We start from the raw sequence: 20,866 nt of genomic DNA, 5'->3' as shown, positions 1-20,866 counted from the left end.
AATGGTTAATTCGTCCCAGGGATAGGATTTAGTGGAAAAGAGAGTACTAGAGATTATTTGCTGTATGGTTTTTTGTGGTAATATTGTTGCCGTTGTGTGTTAGTTAACAGCAATATTTTTCCCTGGTGCTGGGCAGCTTTATGCTGGTATTTTTTTTATTTCCTTTTCATCGCTTCCAGTAATAAATCCTGTATTGCCCGTTTTGAATTGCGTCGTTCCATGACCACTTCATCGAGGGTATCTTTAGCAACGATATGGTGAATAAAGACAGGGCGATTGTGTCCGGCTTGCGCTTGGCGGGTGGGGCCGATACGTTCGATAATTTGCTGGTACTGCTCTAAGTCCCACCAGTGGGAGAAAAAGACCAGAATATTACCGCCGTCCTGTAAATTTAAGCCGTGTCCACAGCTTGCGGGGTGGGCAAAAAGCAACGGGATTTTGCCATTATTCCAGTCGGTAAGGGTTTGGGGGTTGGCATCTAAATTTTTTCCTTTGGGAAAGGCTTTTAATAAACGCTCGAGGTCATGTTTCCAGTGGTAAGCGACCAGTACTGGCGTCCCTCCTGATTCATTAACAATACTCTCTAGCGCCTGAATTTTGGCATCGTGTATCTCTGTCCAATTGCGATTGTCATCGCTATAAATAGCGCCACTGGCAATTTGCAAAATTTTTATTGTTTTGGCCGCCGCGTTTAACGCTTCAATCGCACTCTCGCCCAATTCAAGAAACAGTTCTTTTTCCATGGCATGATAGTGTGCTCGCGCTTTTGCAGGTAGTTCAACGTTGATAACGTTGTGTATCGGTTCATCGATATCAAACCAGTCGGCTGCATCAAGGGATAAGGTGACATCGCTAAGCGCTAACGGAATTTGTAGATGCGCAAATCCTAAAGGCTCAAACCGACTCCATTGTTGCCCGGGCAACTGGATACGCTTAAACCAGCGAGACGTAAACGCATTATAGGTTCTGCCTAAGCGCTCGCCCTGGTCAACAAACCACGCTTGCCCCCATAAGTCCATCAGGCCATTAGGTGAAGGCGTGCCTGTCAGATTTACCCAGCGATGAACAGATTTATGCGCTATTTTGGCGAGGGCTGCGGTGCGTTTACCGCCTTTGCGTAACCGGAATGATTTCAACCGGGTGCTCTCATCGGCAATAATTGTGCCAAAAGGCCAAGTGTCACCAAGTATGTCAACCAGCCAGACGAGATTGTCATAATTGACCGTAAATACGCTGGCATGGGTATTTTTGAGTGCCGCTATCCGTGCTTTGGCAGAGCCAATGATGGGTTGTACTTCAATATTACGCAGGTGGCTCCATTTAAGCGCTTCATCTGGCCAGGTGGATTGCGCTACCCGTAACGGGGCTAACACTAATGTCGGTTTGGTTTCACTGCCTGATAAATAGAGATTTTCTAACGCCGTCAGTGTGGCTGCCGTTTTTCCCATTCCCATTCCCGCCCAGACATTTGAGCGTTTGATATCGAGTAGGTGATTGATAATGAGATGTTGGTAAGGTCGAGGGGTGAAGGTTTTCATAAATTGCCTTTTAGCTGTTTTAAAATAATTCAGCGATATCGATACCGTGTATTTCAAGCCACGCCTCCCTCGGATAAATCACTTCACGGCAGTTTTGGTCAGGATTGAAACAGGTTGGGTATCCCGAGGTGAGTGCGTCATAAATATCGTGTTTGTCGAGCCAGGCATTTAACACTTTCCAGCCAAACATTTTTCCCGTCGCTCTCCACACTGCCTGTTGAGAAGCCCATTCTTTACTTGCGCCAAATCGGGCGGCCATTTTTTCACGCTCTCGTATCGCACGATTAGCAATGCGCTGGTAGGCTGAATTACGTTGGAGTGCAGTGGCTTCCCTTTTGCGACTAATATGGGATTTGGTACGGATAGCTTCATCTCTCTGGTCAGTAATAACAGCCTTTTCCTTTTCTGAGATAACCAAGGTTTCAAGCGCTTCAATGTAGTTAGTGGGTAATGAAGGGGGGGTTAATTTCTGTTCCAGTTCTTGCCAACGATCAACCAGGCAAGCCGTAAATTCAGGGCAAAGTTGAGCAACAACAATAATGCTGTCACGTTTACCTTGTTCTCCTTCAAAAATAAAAACTTCAGTAAAGCGATTTGGGCTATTTGATTGTTTATTCTCAACTTCCTCAATCTGAGAAAGTTGAGAATAATCTCACTCTTAGCCAATGTTTCAATAGTCCGTTTTACGTTGTCGTGACGTTTGTTGACCAGTTCCGCAATCTCTATACTTGACATAGTTAAACTTTGGAAAGTTATTAAATTTTGCATGTAAAAATTCCTCAATAATGAAATTGATAAAATATTGCCCCTGCAAAAAGGGGCGTTAAAATTAATTAGTGACGTTCTAGGAAGTGGGTCAATTCACCTTCGTACCAGTGATCGGTGTGCTCGGTGATTATCCCGATTTGTTGATGGTGGAAATGATCAAAAAGCTGTTTGATCTCCGCTAATACGGTATCGATATTCTCACGCTTGCGTAAAATTCGCTTAATCGCCTGCTTTTCTGCGTCATTGATGATTTGGCGCAATGTCTCAGTGATATAGTAAATGCGTCTGCACTCATCAGTCATTAACGGTATATGCTCTACCTGAAAACGCTCAGGGGAGGGTGTGCCCGTCACTTCACGTAGCGCCAGCCACACCGCTCTAGTCCATGACTGTTCAAACCGAAAGCCATTTGTCATGCACCAGACTAAATGCGTTAGATTTCGAGTATCCGAATGGGTAAAACGCTCTACGGATTTTGGTTGGGGTTGGTATTTTGGTGTAAAGTTAGCGGTTTGGTTAACTGTTTGCTTATCAAGGATATCCAGCACCCATTTTCTGAATTCTTTTGCTATATGTGTACGGGCAAACATAGCGATTAGGTGTGCACCTCTTAGAGAAAAGATGCGAACTGGCATTCTAACCGTTCCCGTTTTTCTAACGACGCCCAAATTGACCGTCGTTGTCATACATTCGGAAAACTCATCTTTATTGCGATTGAAAATTTTTGTTACTGCATCCGTTTCTGTATATTCCAGTGCTCTAGCAAGTTCAGCAGAAGTAAACCAAATTTCTCTGTTATGGAAAATAGTTTCAAGAACAGTATTACGGAAAATTAAAGTAGTCATAGTAATGATTTCCTTGTTATTTAAGGATAATCACCACCTTTGAGGTCAATCTTGGGTGGTGAACTGGACGAGGTTGACCTTACCGGCTAACAAGGATCCCGGCGAGCCTTACGGCTCCCCCATCCAGCCCACCATTGATTCTTGATATGGCAGACTGACGCATAAAAAAACACGCTGTCGGCGTGCTGTGCGCCTTGTTAGTTACATCAGGAGGTCAATCCCGACATCTGATTTTGCAGATGCAAATAAACTATAGCGCATGATTTTCTTTCGTCAATGGGTATTTAAAATGTCAATGTTTTTATTATGCCGCTGCAATCCCGTTCATCATCACACCTAATAACCTAGGAAATTGGCCATCATAGAAATGGGGTTGCGTTTGACGGGGATGGTTTGGGTCAGTAAGATTTTTACCAAACTGTAATCCCTTTTCCGTCAGTGACCAGAATAGTTTTTCCTTGTCAGGATGTTTGTTACTTGGACGTGATTTACGCTCAACAATACCTAATAATTGCAGACGCTTAAAGCCAGATGGTGGACTGTAAGGTTTGCCATGTAATTGTAGAAGTTCGGTAAAAGAGTGCGTTACTTCGCTTGAACCTGTTAAACTCCCTTCTGGTGTATCAACAGCGTAATCAGGTAGTATATCCGGTATCCCAAGGGAAGATTGCAGTTTTTTCATAGCCCCCAACATAGCAGAAGGTGCTATTCGTAGTTCCTGTTTGTAAAAAGCGATCATTGCTAAGCCAGCTTGTACTTTTTCGACAAGTACGCCGTTATTGCTTTTTACCGAATCCCTAAACCGCTCGTAGACCTGAACTTCAAAATAGGGGTCTATCCATGCTGCATAGCGGATGGCGATAATTTCAACTGCCCAGCTGCCAGATTCAAGGCCACCTTTGATGATATTGACCGAAGCACTCTGCGATGCTTCGCTTACTTTTTGTACAAAAGCGCTGATACCCTCGCTTCTGAGAAACACAGATGGCCGCTGAGATTCTGTCGCTTTACATTGCGCAACTGCTGCCCGGTGTAGATCATTTAGACAATAACGCGCGAAAGCGTCTTGGCGTACAATGGTATTTTCGATAACGACTAATTTAGACATAAAAATATTTCTCCGTAATTAAACGAATCAAGGTATTAATGTGAAAGATTTTGCAGATGGAACCCTAAACCCCGTTATACTTACCTAAACACGGGAGGATTTTTCGTATGAGTCAGGTTGCATTTGATACACAAGAATTTGTTGAAACATTAGAGAATGCAGGCTTGCCAAAAGAGCAGGCAACAGCAATTTCTATTGCTGTACGTAAGTCATATGAGGTTGCTGACGTAGCGACCAAAAGAGATGTAGAAGATGTACGTAAAGACTTATCTTCTGAAATAACACTAGTTCGCAAAGATGTTGAAGCGTTAACTAATAGTCTTTTAATAAAACTAAGCGGTGTCATGTTAGCTATCGTTGGTGCAGCGGCAACGATTGTAACTTTAATTATAAAACGGGTTAAAAGGCACCCTACAACTACTCATAAGGTGGTAAGATGCTGCTTAGATCCTGACTGTCCAGTACGATAACCTGATGGCCCAGGGCAAAAAGCCGTGCGTGTTCGCGTAATTGGTAAGGGGTAGGTTTTTCGCCCGGTGCTTTACACTCCACAAAAATAATCTTGCCATTGGGCAGGGCGACTAATCGGTCAGGCACGCCTCGTCGTCCGGGTGAAACGAATTTATAGGCAATCCCGCCGATTTTTTGCACTTCACTCACCAGGTGTTTTTCAATGCTGTCTTCCCTAATTAACCGCATGGATACATCCTTTTTATGTTTTCCCGTTTAATTTGCATCAGGCAAAAATCGGCGCGGTTCTCACTCCAGATACGATTATTGCGATTGCGCGCCAGCCGATTTGCCTGTGACCATGCGCGCGCGGCTTCATGGTATTGACCGGATTGTTCAAGGTGAAATCCTGTGCCGCCTTAAAATAAAGGGGGCTGTCGTTTTTTCTAAAGGCCATGATGTTTATTTTATCCTGTGTGTTATTTATTCCTTTCGGTAGCGATAAGTCTCAAACCCATTGGCGCTAAGCGGTAAATCCCAAGCCCAGTCCGAATTAAAACTTAAGAGTTTGCTTAATCCCTCGGCTGAAAATTGGGGTGTATCGGGGGCTTCGCTGATAATTTCATCATGGACGGTTAGGACAATCTCATAACCTGCCTTTTCAATAGGCGGCATGTTATATGCCAAGACATCGCGTGCGGCGGCCTGACAGATATTTTCAGTGATTTTCCCCCCGTAGGTTTTTAGCCTTTCCCATTTACGACTATAGGGGTTAGTCCCCATATAGGTGATTTGTCCATTCTCTATTCGCGCAGAAGGGTAACAAAGACTCCGCCCTGATGGTAAACAAATCCTGAGCCAGCTTTTATCGCGCCGGACGCTAAGTTTACGGCACTTAAACGCTATCCCCGGTGACTGAATCGCTTGTTTTACGGCGTCTTCAATGTCGTACCAGAATGATACGGTTTGTGGATGGGCATTGCGCCACATACGCTTAAGGGAATCGCAGGTAACAAAGATTTTTTCGCTAAGGCCATAAGTTTTATCTGTTTCAACGGATTTTTGATACCAGCGCATCGCCTCTCGTTTAACGCCAGGCGGTATATTAGGTAATGCGGCTTCTGCCAGTTCATCTAAATCCAGACCGTAGGCGAGGGCGAATGTCAGAAATGCCGCAACGCCTCCACCATAGCCTAAGCCGAGCTCCATCACCTTACCGATTTGCCGTTGGTCTTTGGTGACGTTTTTAGGTAAAAGATTAAACGCGCGTGCATAGGCGAGTTTATAGAGGTCATCACCTTTGCCGTTATCAAACTCGCTAAAAGACTTGACTTTCCAGTTTTCCCCTGCCAGCCATGCCAGCATGCGGCCTTCGATATTCGATAAATCCGAGATAACCAGCTTTTTACCCGGTGGGGCAATAATACACCCTCTTAGCGCGGAACTGGTCAGTTGCATAATGTCATCACAAATCAGCTCGGCGCAACCGGCTTTTAAGGCTTCAATCCCGTTATCAATGGTGTTTGGGTCAAGCGTGGGTCTGGGGAGATTATCTGGTTGAAAAACGCGCCCCGCCCAGCGTCCGGTGCGTGAGGCGCCACAAAATTGCTTAGTTCCTCTAAGTCGTCCATCTGCACTCACCGATTTTAACAGCGCTTTATATTTACTGGTGCTGGTTGTACAGGATTGCAGACGGACTGACAGCAGTTCGCGTAAAGCCGGTGGGATATCAGGGTCATTAATGCGGCGCTGTAGCGTACTGGCCTGCATATCTGGTAACGTGATGCCAAATGCAGAAGCGATATGTTGTAGCAGAGCATCGCGTTGTGTTGCGTTTTGTACGGCATTATCCGTTAATTGCTGGGTAACAGTTGATAGCCGCTTTTGCTCGTTTTCAACGGCGGTCAAGGCGCTTTTGGCCAACTCAACGTCCATACACATCCCACGGCGATTAATTTTTTGGTCTAGCTGCCATAGTTCGGTTTCATCAACATTCATATTCCAGTTGGGTAAATGTTGATAAATTTCCCGCATGGCTAAAATATCAGAGCCTGCGTAATCCTTAAAACGTTGCCATTCCTCTGCATGGGTTAACGCCGTAGCGCGTTGTATTTTGCTATTTTTAGGGCGGGGTTTGCACAATAAAGAGATAAGGGCTTTACCCTCTTTATCTTTGGCTTTATCGCTATTGACGTTGAAGATATCGCAAAGCAAGCCAAGCGCACCGGGTAGCCCATGTGCTAGTGCTTGCACCAGCGTATCGTGAACACGGGATAAGGGTAAGTCGATATTTAACACTCGTTTTAAAATGACCGTATCGAACATACCGCCATTATGCCAGACGGTTAAGATTTCTGAGTCATCAAGATAGGCTTTTAAATCTGCGGGCATTGTTTTATCTTGCGTCACATCCCACACCTTGACAGGAGCATGATTGTACGCATACGCAAAAAGTAATATTTCTGCATTTTCAGCGTAGCGATGAGTGCCACAATTAATGGGGATATCGCTGTAGGTTTCTAAATCGCAAAATAGTAAATTTTGCATAATCCATCCTTATCAGGCCGTAACAGAAAAACGCCCCATTTTAGGGTGATACCACTGACTGCCGCATTTCTCAGCCCTAAGCATCATTTTATCCAGTGCATTTTTAAAGGCTTCTTCATCAACCACTGACATTTAGGTAATTGGGCCACCGGGTACAACATGAGGCACTTTTTTATAAGGTATATTCCACGCCATCACTAACTGGCGACATTTCGCATCACTCAAACCCTTTCTTCTGAGACCTGTACAACCTGGTGCTCGATACTCTTTAATCGACGCTCCTGTGCAACGTTAGCCAGTGCCATTGCCGCGATAATTTCATTCGCGCTTTGTGGTCTACTTTGCTGCTCCAGTTTATCAATCAGCGAGCGGCGAACGGTTTTAGATTCGCGCGCGGCAACGCGAAGCGCTTGTTTAAGCGTCATTTGGATAATTTCAATATCAGCGCCGTTTTTTTTGACCTACACTTTTTGTGTAGGTCTCTCCTTCAAGCTCATCCTTAATTTTTTCAATAAATTTGTTGTTTCTAATTGGGGGGGGTCGCCGTGTTCTTTTCGTGTTTCATTGACCATGACCAGTAATTGTTGTGAGTCGATCGTTTCGCCGCCGGATAGGGTGATATTTTGTGCATTCATTAAATTTTGCATGTGAAAATTCCTCAATAATGAAATTGATGAAAGATTTTGCAGATGGAACCCTAAACCCGTTATACTTACCTAAACACGGGAGGATTACTTATGGGTCAGGTTGCATTTGATGCACTACAAGCATCGGAAGAACTAGAAAGTGCTGGTATTTCTAGAGAAAAGGCTAGAGCTATCTCACTGGTAGTACGCAAATCGCATGAGGTTGCAGATGTAGCGACTAAAGCGGATATTGCAGAAGTTAAGCGTAATATTGCTGATGTTCGTAAAGACTTATCTGCTGAGATCGCTGATGTTCGTAAAGACATGGCTATTCGTTTTGAAAAAACAGATGCTCAAATAGCTGATGTCCGCAAGGATATGGTTAATCTTTTCGATAAAACAGATGCTCAAATATCACTAGTTCGCAAAGACCTGCAACTTGAGATGTCAGGTATTCGCGCTGAGCAAAAGTTAATACGCTGGATGTTAGGCGCTGGTATTTTGGGTATCCTTTCTCTGGTGGTAAAAGCCTTTTTGATGCCTGCGCTATAATGATATTGGGCTGTTAGCTTAACGATAGAGCAGAGGGCTTTTAGCCCATTGCTTTCGGGTTTGAGTCCTGCACAGCCCGCCAACTCCCCGATGGCTTTTAGCCAATAGATTATTCTCTTTTCTTAGGTACTTGTTTTCTTCTACCAGTAGTCGAATCATATTGATTAATGTTTTGGTTTCCTCATCGGCATAACCCTGTTGTTCCAGGTTAAGCAAATATTGGCTGTTATTACTGGGGTTAGAATCGTTTCACCAATATACCGATGCGGGTTATCTAATTTCATTTTAAGCCTCCTCGAGTGACTAACTGCCTAGTTATTTAACCACTTAAGGCGGCAGTGGTTCCCGGGTGTTAGCTGGCCAATAATTCTTCTTCCGCAGCCATGCTCAGGTCGTCAAACTCTTCAACGGAAGCCACACCTCCCCCTGTGAAAGCATCGCCATCTCTGAAAAACTGAACACCTCTTAATGAGGCTGAAACCCCTTTACCGTTATTGTCATAGCCGTAAAATTCAACGGTGGCGTTCACGTAGCAGCCAGAGTAGGGACGACCATCCTGTGCGGTTAACGGGGAGGTGTTACGGTCAATGACTAATGGGCGGGATTTGTTACTGGCGCTGAGGTACAGGTTTCCGGCGTAACCGTCGTACTCTTTACTATCCCCATCGCGTAAGCAAAAACGGTTAGGATTATTACAAATGCTGTTATAGATTTTTTCGATATCCTTGTTGCCCCATTTTTCGCCAATCACGTGTTTGATACCGGCTTTGATTTCCTCAATCAGGTCCGTACGACTTTTGGGGATAAGAAAATTGGCGCGGTATTTGAACGCCCCTTGACCACTGACTTGCGTAGGCTCAAATAACTCAGGAAAAGCCAGACGTACGTTGTTTAATTTGATTTTCATAAAGTTACCTTTTGATTAAATGGATTTATCAACGAGTGCCGCTTCGGTCACATCGTCAAAGTCGTTTAAGGGGTTAGTAATAATGGCAGGTCTTGGGTCCGATTCCGGTGCGATAACGGGTTTACCATCTGCTCGCTCAATAAGCGCTTCCAGTTTTGCCCATCGATGTGGTTTGTCTTTTTTAAGGAGTTTCTCAGCCTGGGGTGGGCTGATAATTTTCTTGTGGTAGATTTGCTCCTGTTTAAGTTTGGCGCCTTTTAACAGGGTTTCGGCTTCACGTTCATCACCCCAGGTGCGATTACCCTGTTTGCCGGTAACCAGTTTAAAGCCAGGTACCGATTGCCCCGTATGTAATGCCTCGGCGACCCGATTTCGCAGGGCTTTACAAAAACTCTCTATCAAATCGACATGCGGGTAGAGTTTTGCCATTTGTTCAGGGGTTAGTAGCGTAATGCGTTTTGGTGCATCGCTTAATTGTGGTGCCAGCGGTTGGGTTAAATCGACAAAATCGCCTTTGACTTCATTATGGACGAATTGCGCCTGGGCGAAACACAATCCGCCCTTCGCTTTACAAAACAGGCATTGCTTGACGCCTGGTGAAAAGGCACTATCCGGTAGGGCATCGAGACCACTGCGCTCGGCAAGGGTTGCCATCTTCATGGCTTTTTGCGCGCCTGATTTAGCCTGTTCGCCAAAGTCTTTTAATTCGTCAGCTGACAGTGCCCATTCAGACAGATGGTTAAGTCTGGGCTGATGAATAAAAAGACGAACCGTTTTAAAATCATAAACAAGGTCAAACTGATGTAAAGCGCCCAGCGCATAAAGCATGAGCTGCTCATTGTTCTGGGCATCCACTTTAACGCCTTTACCATATTTTAGGTCATGAATTTGTAGTTCATCACTACTTACGATAATCGCATCTGCGGTGCCAAACGAATTATCTACGCCAATGACCGCTGAAAAGTCCACCCGTTCTTCAACCTGTAACATTTTCCCGTTCGCCAGTTGCCAGACGGTATCGATATAGGTTTGGACGTGTTCAATCATCTCTTCATCCACTTGGGGTGAGTTGGCTTTTAGCAGCGGATACGTGCCGATATACTCTTTCGCATCAAAACCGTATGTTCGTCTACGCCCGTCACTAAACGGGTTTTGGCGTATTTTTAAAATACTTTCCGCTAACGCATGCGCCGCGCTGCCTTCTTCAGCAAACGGCGATGTTTTATCGGGTAAGGTGGCTTCTAATGCGGCACTGCCAGGGCATTTAAGCCATCTATGCGCTGAGGAGGGGGCAAGTTTTGCATGTTCAGCCATCGCTACCCTCTGATTTATCATCGGATAAAACGCTTTGGGCTTTTTCAATAAACCGAGCTAAATTATCATCGGTAACATCACCTAGTTTTTTAGCGTTGAAGGATGCAAGGATATCCAGCGCTTCGTTACGATATCCGCCTTTGACCAATTGAGTAATGCGTGCGGAGGCCTCACTGCGAAGCGCATTAAAATCAATCGGTTTGACCTCCGTCGGCGTAGGCAATTCATGCAGTAATGACAAGGCGAATTCTCGACGTTCGGTAATACCAAAGAGATTATCCCAATTGGCCAGCATTTTTAGGCATAAATCAAAAGTCGAGGTTTTTGAGAGCGTTTTAATGTTACTTATGCCGTTTAAAGCGCAATAAAGCGCATCAATTTGTCCGGTAACGCCATCTGCTTTTTCGGCCGCAAAAGTGGCTTTGGCTTTAGCGACCTGCGTATGGTCAGGTTTAACTGCTTTATCACCGAACAAGACGGACAGGGAGACCACGTGACGCAAATCAAGCGATTCAATATCAACCGGTTCAGGTTCAATGGCTACTTTAGGGTCTTCAACCATCGGTTTAACGGCTTTAGCAGGTTTCGTTTCTGCCTTGGCGACTTTACCCTTTTTCTCGGCAACAAACGGTGCTGGCTTGTCATCGGCTTTAGTGTGTGCTTCGACAACAGGCGCAGGCTCAATGACTACTTTAGGCTCAACGATAACTGATGGTGCAACGGGTTGTGGCTTAACATCCTGCGCAAAGGGTTTCGGTTTATTTGCCTCTGTCGGTTCATGCGGGTCATGTTCAAATTGTACGACCAGCTGGCTAATTAACATTGTATGGGCTTCGGTCAGTTGATTATGCGCCATTAGCATTTGCGTATGGTTTTCTGCCAGTCTGGCCAGCAGAGGGGTATTTGCGGTAAGCATGATGCGTCGACCTCAACGATATAAAGTGACAGGGAACGGGTAATGGGTGTTGCGTTTTAACGCGTCAAGTTTTCTCAAATAGCGTAAGCGCCGGACGTGGTTATTCATCGGAAATCGCTCCGATGACAGAATTTTTGCTTTTTGCATAGTATTTTTTCCGATGGAGGGTGTTAGATAGGGTGATGCTTGGTTATTTAGCCACTTCTTCGTTTTAATGTTGTTTGCGTTTGCCTTTCTTTTTCTGCCAGTGTTGCCCTTTCACGACCGTTATTCTTTACGAAACGGGGCTAATCTTCTCGCCAACCGGATCGCGTTTGGCGGTACATCGCATTTTATGCGCAGGGGTCTCAACAGAAAAATCTGTGCTGTTCCGACTTTCTAAATTGTTAAAGAGCAAGGCGTTTATTCATAAACGCATAACCAGTATTATGCGAAAAATACACTTAGTCAATTATTTTTCGCATTTATTTTGCTAAACCTTAAATAAGGTGGCGGTTTTAAAAAAGGGATTACTTATTCTCTATAGTAAAGCGAATCTTTAGCAATACCCGCTACATAGATAATTTTTTCAATAGTTGACGCGGCGAGACGTATCGGCGGATGGTTGGAGTTAATTGAAAGCAGATGAACAACATCATCTCTTTGATACAGAAATGTTTTTACCATAACCTGGCCGTGATCGTCTTGAACGAGAACCTCATCACCCGGTTTATACTTATAGTTGGGCTCCATAACCACGAATTCTCCATGTTGAATTCTCGGCATCATGGATTCACCTTGACAACGAAGGGCAAAAGCATCTCGATCTTCAGTCGGCCAAATAATATGACCATAGTCATGTCCGGCTGAGGATTCTTTAGAATTCCAATATCCCCCTCCCCCCAATTGTGTTGTTCCCAGCACGGGCACCTTACAGAAGTTGAATGGAATAGCCTTGACTTCAACTCTTTCGTATGCTTTTGTCTTATTTTCTATAGAAATATGTGATGTGATTAAATCTTTATATAGCAATTCATTAGCTTCCACCCTAAAAAAATCCGCGATTTTTTGGATTATTTTTAATCGTGGACTTTTTACTTCCCCACTTAACATTCTATGTAGTGTAGGTTGTGGCATCCCAATTCGGCGTGATAGTTCAGCAACGCTTTTCACTCCTTTTTCAGCCATTAATTTCTTGATATTTTTATTTAGTTTGGCCGTCATCATTCCCATTATGTTACTCCCCTTTAATCCTATATAAAATTCAAAATATACTTTTACGCATATTATATTTAAATTTAAATAAATCTTTCGCATTGCAAATATTTATGCGAATTGGTATTTTTAAACGCTTAAAGGAAATGAACAATTGGAGAAAGACCGTGTATAAGAAATCACCTATAGAAATCGTCCAGGCATTATTAGCGCAGGGATTAACTCAATCAGAAATAGAAGCTAATACGGGTATTAAACAGCCTTCAATAAGCCGAATACTGACAGGAAAGAATAAAGATCCGCGTATATCTACCATGGTTGCCTTAGAAAAATTGTATTTAGAGCTAGCCACTAATTCTTTTAGTACATCAAGGCTAAATAAGTCAAAGGCCAAATAACCTATGCAAATAAGTTATTCCGTCGGGCGTAGTGTTAATGACAAACGCCCGAGGCCTGCTGTTGCTGACTCTTTTGCCGAGTATCAGCGGGCGATAAAAAAATTAACCAAACATATTAATATTAGTCCCACCGATCCAAAAGCCATTTTCGACAAAAAGAAAAAAGCCCTTAATTATATCTGGGGCGCAATGAAAAATGCCAAGAAAGGGCGTAATGCCCTTAATGCGGGTAAACGCAGCGTGCTATGGCTCGACATGGACGGTTGTACGTTAGCGGCGTGGGACATGCTAACAGGCATTCTCCGTTTTTATCGATGTTTCGCTTATACCACTGCCAGCCATGAACACCCTGTTGCTCAGGGTGAACAACGTTGGCGCATTGGTTTTCTGTTGTCCCGTGATGTGACTGCATCAGAGTACAAACAGCTAGGGCCCCGCATTGAACAGGAGTTGATAGATTGTTTCGAATGGCTCAGTGATTTAGCAATCAAGTGGGACAGCTCTGTCTATGAGCCGTCGCATATGATTTTTGCGCCTCATGAAGGGGCTAAGTACGAAAGTTTTGAAGGCACGGTGATCGATGTGGATACGTTATTAGCCTCGGATAATACGCCTGTTATTAAGCATGCTGATGACGATTTAACCCGTTTAGTCGATTTGCAAAATATCAATGACCAGACGTTTGAAGATTTACGTTCCGCATTATGGTATCCGAAAATATTAAACCAGGCCGAGAATTACCCTTCATGGGTCGATATGGGCAATCGCCTCGCCTGGTTCAAAGACACACGCTTTGAAGATGAAGCTAAAACGATGTGGCTTGATTGGTCTTCTGCAGCGGCTAAAGGTGATATCGAAGCCGCAGAAGCCAAATGGGCTGAACTACGTGCCGATAGAACAGGTTATCAGGCGATATTCAGTTTAGCGCAAAAAGCAGGGTGGGTAAATCCCGGTGCTGAGCGATTGAAAACTGCGGTAGCTACGGTAGATGAGTTCGACGACCTGACCAATACTGAAAATTCAAAATGGCCTATCTTTAAACGCAATAAAACGTCAGGCCAAATAGAAGCCACCATTGACAACGCGGCTAAAGCGGTTATGTGCGCCGATTTTGTCGGTGTAGAAATTCGGTTTGATACTTTTCGTGATGAGATCATGTTTGCCCCTGTTGGCACTAAAGAGTGGCAAACCTTTACCGATGCCGATTATTCCCGATTGCGTATCACAATGGAAAAGCGAGGCTTTAGAGCGGTTGGACGTGAGTTAATTCGCGATGTGGTATTACTGGCAGCGGATGAAAACCCCTTTGATTCCGCTATGGAATGGCTAAAAAGCCTCGAATGGGACGGCATACCGCGTATCGAAACGTTTTACCATACCCATTTGGGTACTGAAGATACCGCTTATACCCGTGCGGTATCGCGCTATATGTGGACAGCCCTTGCGGGACGTGTGTTAAAGCCCGGTATCAAAGCGGATATGGTGCCGATCTTGGTGGGTGCGCAAGGTTCTGGAAAATCGTCTGGCGTGGCGGCGTTATCCCCTGATCCGACTTTTTTTACTGAAATTTCCTTTGCTGAAAAAGATGATGATCTGGCACGTAAGATGCGAGGCTGTCTGGTGGCAGAAATTAGCGAATTACGCGGACTTAATACCAAAGAACTGGAATCTATCAAAGCCTTTGTCACGCGGACACATGAAAAGTGGATCCCCAAGTTTAAAGAATTCGCCACCCAATTTCCCAGACGCTCATTGAGTATTGGTACTACGAATGAAGATGAATTTTTAGGTGATAAAACCGGTAATCGGCGTTGGCTGCCCGTTGAAGTTGGAAAAATGGATGTAGAAGGTATCAAAAAGGATGTCATTCAACTTTGGGCAGAAGCGCGAGAAGTTTTTAACGAAACCGGTATTCAATTTCAAGAAGCAGAGCAATTGGCTAATCAGGTACATGAAAAGTATTTTATCAAAGATGCGTGGCAGGAAATTATCGAGCGTTGGTTAGATGAACCGGATTTAATGACCGGACAAAAACCACGGGCACGGCAATTTTTACGATCTGCAGATATTTTACGTGAAGCATTGAACCTTGAACCGAAAAATATATCGCGACGGGAACAAATGCGAATGGGCCATGTTTTGCAAAATTGCAACTTTAAACAAGTTCTGCGTCGTGTTGATGGAAAAGTTTGTCGGGTTTGGGAGAGGCGTAACGACCTGCAACAACCTGTAACGACCTAAATTCGTTAGGTTGTTACACTATTTATTTTATTAATATCAATAGGTTAAAGTTAGTGTAACAACCGTAACAACCTTTTTGTTATTAATAGCCTTAGGTAAGTCTATGCATACAAAACATTACATAGAAGGTTATAGATATCTTATATATATATATTTAATAGGAAAAAGGTTGTTACGGTTGTTACGGTTGTTACATTCTTTCAAAATCAATAAGTTAAAGCGTAACAACCTATTGCTTATAGGTTGTTGCAGGTTGTTACGCCTACGAACGGTAAAAATATTCCCGTTCATAACCGGAGCAAAAAAACATGAGCAGAGACATTAATAAAATATTACTTCACTTGTTGTGCTGGTAATTCATATGCGAGTTGCTAATACCGGTGAACTGACAAATTCACCCCGCAAAATATTTCGAATAAAGCAATTAGATTACCACTGAGGGCAAAATACGATGCGCAGAGATATTCAACAAGTGTTAGAGCGATGGGGAACCTGGACCCGTGATAATAATGCCGGGATAGACTGGTCGCCGATAGCGGCAGGTTTTAAGGGATTGCTCCCATTACGACCGTCTATGCGCCCTTCGTGCTCAGATGAGGATGGGCTGATTATCGATAATTGCGTGTTGCAATTGCAAAAAGTGCGCCAGCCGGAAGAGCTAAATCTGATTATCGCGTATTACGTCAAGGGCTATTCGAAGCGGGCCATCGCTCGCCGGCGTCGAGTGGATGAGGGGCTGATACGGGCAAAATTACTGATTGCAGAAGGCTTTATTGACGGGTGCTTATCGCTGCTCGCCGTGCGATTAGACATGGACCCCGAGGTTAAAATGTATTCCCCACAAAAAAGTGAAAAAAGGATTAGTGCGGTCCGCAAAAAGTTTGTTAATATGATATAAATTAAATTTTTAATATAATAATTATTCAAGATAGTTTATTTAAAAAGTCTATTTTATGCTGTTAATTTTTAAACTAAAGTCATTAGCATAAAATTTATTTTTCAACAAATATTCAAGGCACAATACTAAAATAATTTAATGTTTTTTTATGATATAGGGGATGCAAATGTCTTTTTTTAAATCGATGTTAGCTCTATTAATTATTATTTTTGTACCGCTTAATTCTTACGCAATACAAAAATGCATAACAGATGGAGTTGTAACAGAATTACGTATAGGCTCGCATGATCAACATTGGAACGAATGCCCTGATAGCGGGGCTTGTATTTATTTTAAATATTCGGAAGATAATAAAGTCAAGTCACATTACGTGTATTATTTAACTAACCTAAACGACAACGGAAAAGGCTCTGCTATGTATGATATGTTGAAAGCATCATTGTTAACAGGAGCGAAAATTAATGCATGGTCTAATTTAGGACATTGTGACATTGAGAATGGAAAATCAATTGATGCTCTTGGTTTGAGTAATTAAATATACATATGATATTTGAAGATATAAGATGACATGGCTAGAAGTATTAAACATAGATTTTCATTTTTGAAGTTTGATCATGTAAATTTCAGATAGAAAACTTAACTCCTAAACAATACTGATACGAATTTCTTGAATCTTCAGACTAACTGGAGTTATAAATGGCTTTTTTTAAACCAAAAATCTTTGTGCTATGTTTTATTATTTTTAGCTATAATTCTTATGCAATTAACCAATGTATAAACAATGCCATCGTAACAAAGTTAATAATTGGCGCATATAAAAAAAATGGATGTCCATCTGGTGAGTGTATTTCTTTTGAATATGTAGAGGATGGAAATAAAAAATCAGGGCATGTGCATAATTCAATGAATCTTGATGATGAAGGCAAAGGAATGGCAATGTATGATATATTAAAGACCGCATTATTAACAGGATTAAAAATTAAAGCTTGGTCCTTTTCAGATAATTGTGGAGTTGGAACTTTGTATATAAACGACGATGACCTAGATGTAGCATCCTTAAGCAATGAAGTTATCGTTGAAAGTATTAGTTTGAGTAATTGAGAGTATAAATTGTATAAATAGCATTTTGATGAAAAATATTCAAAAAACAACAACAAGCCTATCAGTAAAAAATTAATTAACCAACCGCTAAAAAATTGTCATAATCAATAAGAACCAAATGTTTCGTTGAACGTGTGTTTTAAGCTGAAATGACTCTTCATATTATTTATGATAAGTATGAATCTAGGGATACTTCGATATCGCAATAGCGCCTTTTATCAGACATTAATAGTTAAGGGCGAAGTTCAACTTAAAATATTTAACAGACCAGCACGTTTCCAGGTCCTGTACTTCAGGTTAATTGGGTATATATAGCGTAAAAAAAACTGTGTACGGAGAAAATAAAAATGTTCTGCTGCAACAATAATATTAAACAATCAATTACACGACAAAGCCGTTTCTATATCTGACAGCCACAATGGTTTCGTTTAATTGATGACAACCCCCAATTTAATTAAATAGAGTAATTCGTAAATGACGCTTTTCAAATCTATGATTGTTACATTAAGTTTTATTCTTTTGGCTGGTAATTCTTATGCGATGCAAAAATGTATAAGTGGTGGTGTGAGTGCGATAGAAATAGGTCAGCTCTCAGATATTGGGCCTAATTGCCCTGATGATGGAAATTGTATTTATTTTGAATATAAAGAATATGGAAATAAAAATAAACAGCAACATTTTGTAGAACGGCTGACGAACCTGAATGATGGAGGTAAAGGGCGAGCTATGTATGATATGTTAAAAACTTCACTGCTAACTGGTGTAAAAATTAACGCATGGTCTTCTACCAATCAATGTTATGGTTCTCCCCAAAATTATTCAGTTGATGTGATTGGTTTACAACAGTAAATAAACAATGTTCGAATCATATCGCTATACCCCAAGAATATATGATTCATTTACATGGACATACGCCAACCCCAATAAAAATGGGTCGCTATTAAAAAATATAAAGTCCAAATAATTCGTCTTTTTCGCCGAATTAATTTAATTAGCACTAAGCGATGTTATCGGCATAGAAGTCATTGTCAAACGCTATTATTAATAATTAATTTTATGATTTATGTAGATACAAGCAATATTAATATGAGTATATACCAATGAAAAATTTTACTAAAATAGTAAAAGATCATTTTATTTTATTATATAAAAAACAACTAGTGAAGTCCTTCAGCATATTTATGTTTGTCTGTTTTTTTATACCAATATCCTACTCTCAGAGCCATAATCATAATCGCGATGTAAAAGATTTTATTTTTGGTACATGGAACACAAATGGTGCTCGTTGGAATGATGTTAGAAATTTAATGGTTAATGGTCAATTTGATGTTTTGGCAATTCAGGAAGCTGGAGCGCTTCCTACATCATCGAGAAATGAAGGCAGTGTAACAGAATCTCACGATTATAATTCTATAGTTAATGAAGCTCAAAGACTTTGTTACATAGGAGAAATGAATCAAAATGATGTACTTTTTGGAACAGTGAGAGAGTATAGTTGGCAAACTAGTAGGGGAGAAAGTTTTTATCTATACTATTATGATAGAAGAGATCATTACGTGATGAGTAACGGAAACCAGTATCCTCGCGTAAATACTGCTATCATTACAAGGCAAAGAGCAGACAATATTTTTTTTACCGCCCCGATTTATACAAATCAACGTCGTACTAATATAAATCGACCTATTATAGGAATACGTCTAGAGAATGCTGTTTTTTTTAATGTACATGCAGCGCCGGATAGAGGTGGTAGAAATGAAGCTGGATCAGCTGTAAATATAATCCGAGACTATATGGCAATGAATTCTCCTAATCACACATGGGCAATGATAGGTGATTTTAACCGAATTCCCAGCGAGCTGAATAGCGAGATACTCAGCTCCACTCCGCCAATGCAAACATTTATCGAAAATGTTCATACAGGGGAAAGTACACATGAAAGCCCAAATCCTAGTAGTTCAAGAGAACTTGACTATGGTGTATTGGGTGGGTCAGCATCTCATAGTGATCACCATGTCAGCGCAATAATAGCGCTTTATCTTTTGCTTAGTATGAATCCTTCAGACCATAAACCTGTTAAATTTAATTGAGTCCTAAGTCTTTCTGAAGGTTAAGAATAATTCACTAATCCGGTAGGCCATCAGGGTAAAGCACGAATGTTCACTTTATGAGCGAATTGGTTTATAAATAAACATTTCGATGCGCAAAACAGCTCTAAAAGTATATATATTTTTTTTTAATCACTTTTTGTACTTTTTTATTTCCATATTGTTTAAAAAACATTCGCGATCCCGCCCCCGGGTAGGCCATGCTTTATTTATATATAAACTTTCTATTTCAATAACTAATGGAAGCTGAAATTGGCATGAAGAAAAAATCACTGAACCTTAAAAGTATTATTGTTATTTCAGTATTATTATTATTTTCCAATCATTATACGTATGCTGAAAAAAAATACGATTTTACCAAGTACTGCTTTTCAGGTAGACCAGTTAATCATGTGATATTTAATGATAATACACCCTTGTATGAGTGGGAGCTCAAAGCTTTAAATTTAACTATTGTGGAAAAAGTTTTTAATCGAGCCAAAAACGGTGGAGGATTTTACAAGAAAAATTATCCATCATGGAAAGACTGGTATCATAAATCATATTGGAAGACCGCCTTCGGATACGGCATATACGACTATGGTCTAGAGGAAGCAAAAGGCAACTCTATTTATCGTCCATATGGTATCGAATTTAATGATGGTTCTTTTTCTATTGGTTTCACTGGAGATGATGTTAAATATGGAGATGATAATTGGAAAACCTTATCAGGAAGTAATTGGGGTATATCTACTGAGAGATATGCAGGCCAAATATTCTTTGATAAAAATGGGCGTCCAGTTGCTATTGTATCGACAGACCCCCTAACTGGCGCATTTGGCTCAGGCTGGAGCTACCTTTATGATAAAGGGAAGTGGGAGTATGAATCAAAAGATGACTGGGATAACCGTCGTTTTGGTGACAACACAGAATCTCTCGACCATAACGCACCAAAGTTCCTTAAATCTTCTACAGGAATTATGGCTAAAATATTTTATTCTATCCTACATTCATTCGTCTAAAAGACTTTGTTGAATAAATAAATTTTTGGGGGCTAATATTCAAATATGATGGTGCTTAGTCAAACGAAAAAAAAATGAAATCTTTAGGGGCTGTGGTCACGAGTTAAAGAAAAACATATTTTACTTACTTTCTTAGACGAATATAAAAAAAGATAAACTGTCATGGTAAGTTTGATAAATTACTTACCATGACAGGTAACATTTGAGTAATTTTTAATCAAAAATAGTGCGTTAAATGAACTAAATACGGCACGTTTATCTTGTGACGACAGCCCCTAGAACCTCAAAATGATCACCATTCACGAAGAATTAACAACTTTTCTCGTAAAAGTACATTAAATTAGTCATTTACCCTGC

General features: G+C 41.6%; 23 protein-coding genes, 1 tRNA gene and 1 pseudogene. 11 read left to right on the top strand and 14 right to left on the bottom strand.

Annotation, left to right across the window (positions count from 1 at the left end; all coding sequences use genetic code 11):
• Nucleotides 1-155 precede the first annotated feature (155 nt).
• The 5 genes and pseudogenes from AACL23_RS07790 to AACL23_RS07770 form a co-directional block, all read right to left on the bottom strand.
• Nucleotides 156-1,538: a DEAD/DEAH box helicase gene (locus AACL23_RS07790; RefSeq protein WP_339051046.1), complete on the bottom strand. Its 1,383-nt coding sequence runs from the start codon at nt 1,536-1,538 to the stop codon at nt 156-158.
• A gap of 19 nt (nt 1,539-1,557) precedes the next feature.
• Nucleotides 1,558-1,956, bottom strand: coding sequence for a hypothetical protein (locus AACL23_RS07785; RefSeq protein WP_215231439.1), 399 nt, complete (start codon nt 1,954-1,956; stop codon nt 1,558-1,560).
• A gap of 50 nt (nt 1,957-2,006) precedes the next feature.
• Nucleotides 2,007-2,306: pseudogene (locus AACL23_RS07780) on the bottom strand (Rha family transcriptional regulator); the annotation flags it as partial.
• 65 nt (nt 2,307-2,371) lie between these two features.
• Nucleotides 2,372-3,151 (bottom strand): BRO-N domain-containing protein, encoded by a 780-nt coding sequence (locus tag AACL23_RS07775; RefSeq protein WP_339051044.1) that lies wholly within the window; start codon nt 3,149-3,151, stop codon nt 2,372-2,374.
• Between the two features lie 304 nt (nt 3,152-3,455).
• Nucleotides 3,456-4,259, bottom strand: a complete 804-nt coding sequence (locus tag AACL23_RS07770; RefSeq protein WP_339051042.1) for a KilA-N domain-containing protein — start codon at nt 4,257-4,259, stop codon at nt 3,456-3,458.
• Nucleotides 4,260-4,366: 107 nt separating this feature from the next.
• On the opposite strand from AACL23_RS07770, the gene AACL23_RS07765 reads away from it, so the two are divergent.
• Nucleotides 4,367-4,729, top strand: a complete 363-nt coding sequence (locus tag AACL23_RS07765; protein ID WP_422389633.1) for a DUF1640 domain-containing protein — start codon at nt 4,367-4,369, stop codon at nt 4,727-4,729.
• On the opposite strand, the gene AACL23_RS07760 is transcribed toward AACL23_RS07765, so the two are convergent.
• From AACL23_RS07760 to AACL23_RS10295, 5 genes are all read right to left on the bottom strand, one after another.
• The gene (locus AACL23_RS07760) at nt 4,677-4,958 is read right to left on the bottom strand and encodes a VRR-NUC domain-containing protein (RefSeq protein WP_339051040.1); all 282 of its coding nucleotides are present in this window, start codon (nt 4,956-4,958) and stop codon (nt 4,677-4,679) included. The two genes, AACL23_RS07765 and AACL23_RS07760, sit on opposite strands and share 53 nt — an antisense overlap.
• Nucleotides 4,949-5,053: a hypothetical protein gene (locus tag AACL23_RS07755; RefSeq protein WP_320409951.1), complete on the bottom strand. Its 105-nt coding sequence runs from the start codon at nt 5,051-5,053 to the stop codon at nt 4,949-4,951. The genes AACL23_RS07760 and AACL23_RS07755 overlap by 10 nt, the downstream gene beginning before the upstream one ends.
• A 139-nt stretch (nt 5,054-5,192) precedes the next feature.
• Entirely contained in the window at nt 5,193-7,256 is a 2,064-nt protein-coding gene (locus tag AACL23_RS07750; protein ID WP_339051038.1) for a DNA polymerase, read from the bottom strand.
• A 221-nt stretch (nt 7,257-7,477) separates the two neighbouring features.
• Entirely contained in the window at nt 7,478-7,681 is a 204-nt protein-coding gene (locus AACL23_RS10300) for a hypothetical protein (RefSeq protein WP_422389632.1), read from the bottom strand.
• A gap of 36 nt (nt 7,682-7,717) precedes the next feature.
• On the bottom strand, nt 7,718-7,903 hold the full coding sequence (locus tag AACL23_RS10295) for a hypothetical protein (RefSeq protein ID WP_407079503.1): 186 nt from the start codon (nt 7,901-7,903) through the stop codon (nt 7,718-7,720).
• A gap of 90 nt (nt 7,904-7,993) precedes the next feature.
• Here AACL23_RS10295 and AACL23_RS07740 point away from each other — a divergent pair, with 90 nt between their 5' ends.
• Nucleotides 7,994-8,434, top strand: coding sequence for a hypothetical protein (locus AACL23_RS07740; protein WP_339051036.1), 441 nt, complete (start codon nt 7,994-7,996; stop codon nt 8,432-8,434).
• A 7-nt stretch (nt 8,435-8,441) separates the two neighbouring features.
• A tRNA-Lys gene (locus tag AACL23_RS07735) sits at nt 8,442-8,516 on the top strand.
• Nucleotides 8,517-8,786: 270 nt separating this feature from the next.
• Here AACL23_RS07735 and AACL23_RS07730 read toward each other — a convergent pair.
• The 4 genes from AACL23_RS07730 to AACL23_RS07715 form a co-directional block, all read right to left on the bottom strand.
• On the bottom strand, nt 8,787-9,341 hold the full coding sequence (locus AACL23_RS07730; protein ID WP_100096565.1) for a DUF2815 family protein: 555 nt from the start codon (nt 9,339-9,341) through the stop codon (nt 8,787-8,789).
• A 15-nt stretch (nt 9,342-9,356) separates the two neighbouring features.
• Nucleotides 9,357-10,676 (bottom strand): DUF2800 domain-containing protein, encoded by a 1,320-nt coding sequence (locus AACL23_RS07725; protein WP_422389631.1) that lies wholly within the window; start codon nt 10,674-10,676, stop codon nt 9,357-9,359.
• Nucleotides 10,648-11,571, bottom strand: a complete 924-nt coding sequence (locus AACL23_RS07720; RefSeq protein WP_339051034.1) for a hypothetical protein — start codon at nt 11,569-11,571, stop codon at nt 10,648-10,650. The genes AACL23_RS07725 and AACL23_RS07720 overlap by 29 nt, the downstream gene beginning before the upstream one ends.
• A 513-nt stretch (nt 11,572-12,084) precedes the next feature.
• Complete coding sequence (locus AACL23_RS07715; RefSeq protein WP_339051032.1) at nt 12,085-12,783, bottom strand: S24 family peptidase; 699 nt, start codon at nt 12,781-12,783, stop codon at nt 12,085-12,087.
• Between the two features lie 95 nt (nt 12,784-12,878).
• Here AACL23_RS07715 and AACL23_RS07710 point away from each other — a divergent pair, with 95 nt between their 5' ends.
• The 8 genes from AACL23_RS07710 to AACL23_RS07675 all read left to right on the top strand — a co-directional run bounded on the left by AACL23_RS07710 (nt 12,879) and on the right by AACL23_RS07675 (nt 20,509).
• On the top strand, nt 12,879-13,163 hold the full coding sequence (locus AACL23_RS07710; RefSeq protein WP_339051030.1) for a helix-turn-helix transcriptional regulator: 285 nt from the start codon (nt 12,879-12,881) through the stop codon (nt 13,161-13,163).
• Nucleotides 13,164-13,166: 3 nt separating this feature from the next.
• Complete coding sequence (locus AACL23_RS07705) at nt 13,167-15,404, top strand: VapE domain-containing protein (RefSeq protein ID WP_339051028.1); 2,238 nt, start codon at nt 13,167-13,169, stop codon at nt 15,402-15,404.
• 451 nt (nt 15,405-15,855) lie between these two features.
• Nucleotides 15,856-16,302, top strand: a complete 447-nt coding sequence (locus tag AACL23_RS07700) for an antiterminator Q family protein (RefSeq protein ID WP_339051026.1) — start codon at nt 15,856-15,858, stop codon at nt 16,300-16,302.
• Nucleotides 16,303-16,468: 166 nt separating this feature from the next.
• The gene (locus tag AACL23_RS07695) at nt 16,469-16,837 is read left to right on the top strand and encodes a hypothetical protein (RefSeq protein ID WP_339051024.1); all 369 of its coding nucleotides are present in this window, start codon (nt 16,469-16,471) and stop codon (nt 16,835-16,837) included.
• Nucleotides 16,838-16,998: 161 nt separating this feature from the next.
• Nucleotides 16,999-17,403, top strand: a complete 405-nt coding sequence (locus AACL23_RS07690) for a hypothetical protein (protein ID WP_339051022.1) — start codon at nt 16,999-17,001, stop codon at nt 17,401-17,403.
• 474 nt (nt 17,404-17,877) lie between these two features.
• On the top strand, nt 17,878-18,252 hold the full coding sequence (locus AACL23_RS07685; RefSeq protein ID WP_339051020.1) for a hypothetical protein: 375 nt from the start codon (nt 17,878-17,880) through the stop codon (nt 18,250-18,252).
• Between the two features lie 251 nt (nt 18,253-18,503).
• Nucleotides 18,504-19,490, top strand: a complete 987-nt coding sequence (locus tag AACL23_RS07680; RefSeq protein ID WP_339051018.1) for a cytolethal distending toxin subunit B family protein — start codon at nt 18,504-18,506, stop codon at nt 19,488-19,490.
• Nucleotides 19,491-19,747: 257 nt separating this feature from the next.
• Nucleotides 19,748-20,509, top strand: a complete 762-nt coding sequence (locus AACL23_RS07675; RefSeq protein WP_339051016.1) for a hypothetical protein — start codon at nt 19,748-19,750, stop codon at nt 20,507-20,509.
• Nucleotides 20,510-20,866: the final 357 nt, after the last annotated feature.

The sequence above is a fragment of the Candidatus Williamhamiltonella endosymbiont of Tuberolachnus salignus genome (genome assembly GCF_964019775.1).
Taxonomy (GTDB): domain Bacteria; phylum Pseudomonadota; class Gammaproteobacteria; order Enterobacterales; family Enterobacteriaceae; genus Hamiltonella; species Hamiltonella defendens.
The sequence above is the reverse complement of the archived record's forward strand: the minus strand, read 5'-3'. Positions and strand labels throughout refer to the sequence as shown.

Excerpts from the sequence above, each read along its gene's own strand:
- AACL23_RS07790 (WP_339051046.1), bottom strand. The coding sequence starts at position 1,538 with ATGAAAACCTTCACCCCTCGACCTTACCAACATCTCATTATCAATCAC.
- AACL23_RS07775 (WP_339051044.1), bottom strand. The coding sequence starts at position 3,151 with ATGACTACTTTAATTTTCCGTAATACTGTTCTTGAAACTATTTTCCAT.
- AACL23_RS07770 (WP_339051042.1), bottom strand. The coding sequence starts at position 4,259 with ATGTCTAAATTAGTCGTTATCGAAAATACCATTGTACGCCAAGACGCT.
- AACL23_RS07765 (WP_422389633.1), top strand. The coding sequence starts at position 4,367 with ATGAGTCAGGTTGCATTTGATACACAAGAATTTGTTGAAACATTAGAG.
- AACL23_RS07760 (WP_339051040.1), bottom strand. The coding sequence starts at position 4,958 with ATGCGGTTAATTAGGGAAGACAGCATTGAAAAACACCTGGTGAGTGAA.
- AACL23_RS07750 (WP_339051038.1), bottom strand. The coding sequence starts at position 7,256 with ATGCAAAATTTACTATTTTGCGATTTAGAAACCTACAGCGATATCCCC.
- AACL23_RS10300 (WP_422389632.1), bottom strand. The coding sequence starts at position 7,681 with ATGACGCTTAAACAAGCGCTTCGCGTTGCCGCGCGCGAATCTAAAACC.
- AACL23_RS10295 (WP_407079503.1), bottom strand. The coding sequence starts at position 7,903 with ATGCAAAATTTAATGAATGCACAAAATATCACCCTATCCGGCGGCGAA.
- AACL23_RS07740 (WP_339051036.1), top strand. The coding sequence starts at position 7,994 with ATGGGTCAGGTTGCATTTGATGCACTACAAGCATCGGAAGAACTAGAA.
- AACL23_RS07730 (WP_100096565.1), bottom strand. The coding sequence starts at position 9,341 with ATGAAAATCAAATTAAACAACGTACGTCTGGCTTTTCCTGAGTTATTT.
- AACL23_RS07725 (WP_422389631.1), bottom strand. The coding sequence starts at position 10,676 with ATGATAAATCAGAGGGTAGCGATGGCTGAACATGCAAAACTTGCCCCC.
- AACL23_RS07720 (WP_339051034.1), bottom strand. The coding sequence starts at position 11,571 with ATGCTTACCGCAAATACCCCTCTGCTGGCCAGACTGGCAGAAAACCAT.
- AACL23_RS07715 (WP_339051032.1), bottom strand. The coding sequence starts at position 12,783 with ATGGGAATGATGACGGCCAAACTAAATAAAAATATCAAGAAATTAATG.
- AACL23_RS07710 (WP_339051030.1), top strand. The coding sequence starts at position 12,879 with ATGCGAATTGGTATTTTTAAACGCTTAAAGGAAATGAACAATTGGAGA.
- AACL23_RS07705 (WP_339051028.1), top strand. The coding sequence starts at position 13,167 with ATGCAAATAAGTTATTCCGTCGGGCGTAGTGTTAATGACAAACGCCCG.
- AACL23_RS07700 (WP_339051026.1), top strand. The coding sequence starts at position 15,856 with ATGCGCAGAGATATTCAACAAGTGTTAGAGCGATGGGGAACCTGGACC.
- AACL23_RS07695 (WP_339051024.1), top strand. The coding sequence starts at position 16,469 with ATGTCTTTTTTTAAATCGATGTTAGCTCTATTAATTATTATTTTTGTA.
- AACL23_RS07690 (WP_339051022.1), top strand. The coding sequence starts at position 16,999 with ATGGCTTTTTTTAAACCAAAAATCTTTGTGCTATGTTTTATTATTTTT.
- AACL23_RS07685 (WP_339051020.1), top strand. The coding sequence starts at position 17,878 with ATGACGCTTTTCAAATCTATGATTGTTACATTAAGTTTTATTCTTTTG.
- AACL23_RS07680 (WP_339051018.1), top strand. The coding sequence starts at position 18,504 with ATGAAAAATTTTACTAAAATAGTAAAAGATCATTTTATTTTATTATAT.
- AACL23_RS07675 (WP_339051016.1), top strand. The coding sequence starts at position 19,748 with ATGGAAGCTGAAATTGGCATGAAGAAAAAATCACTGAACCTTAAAAGT.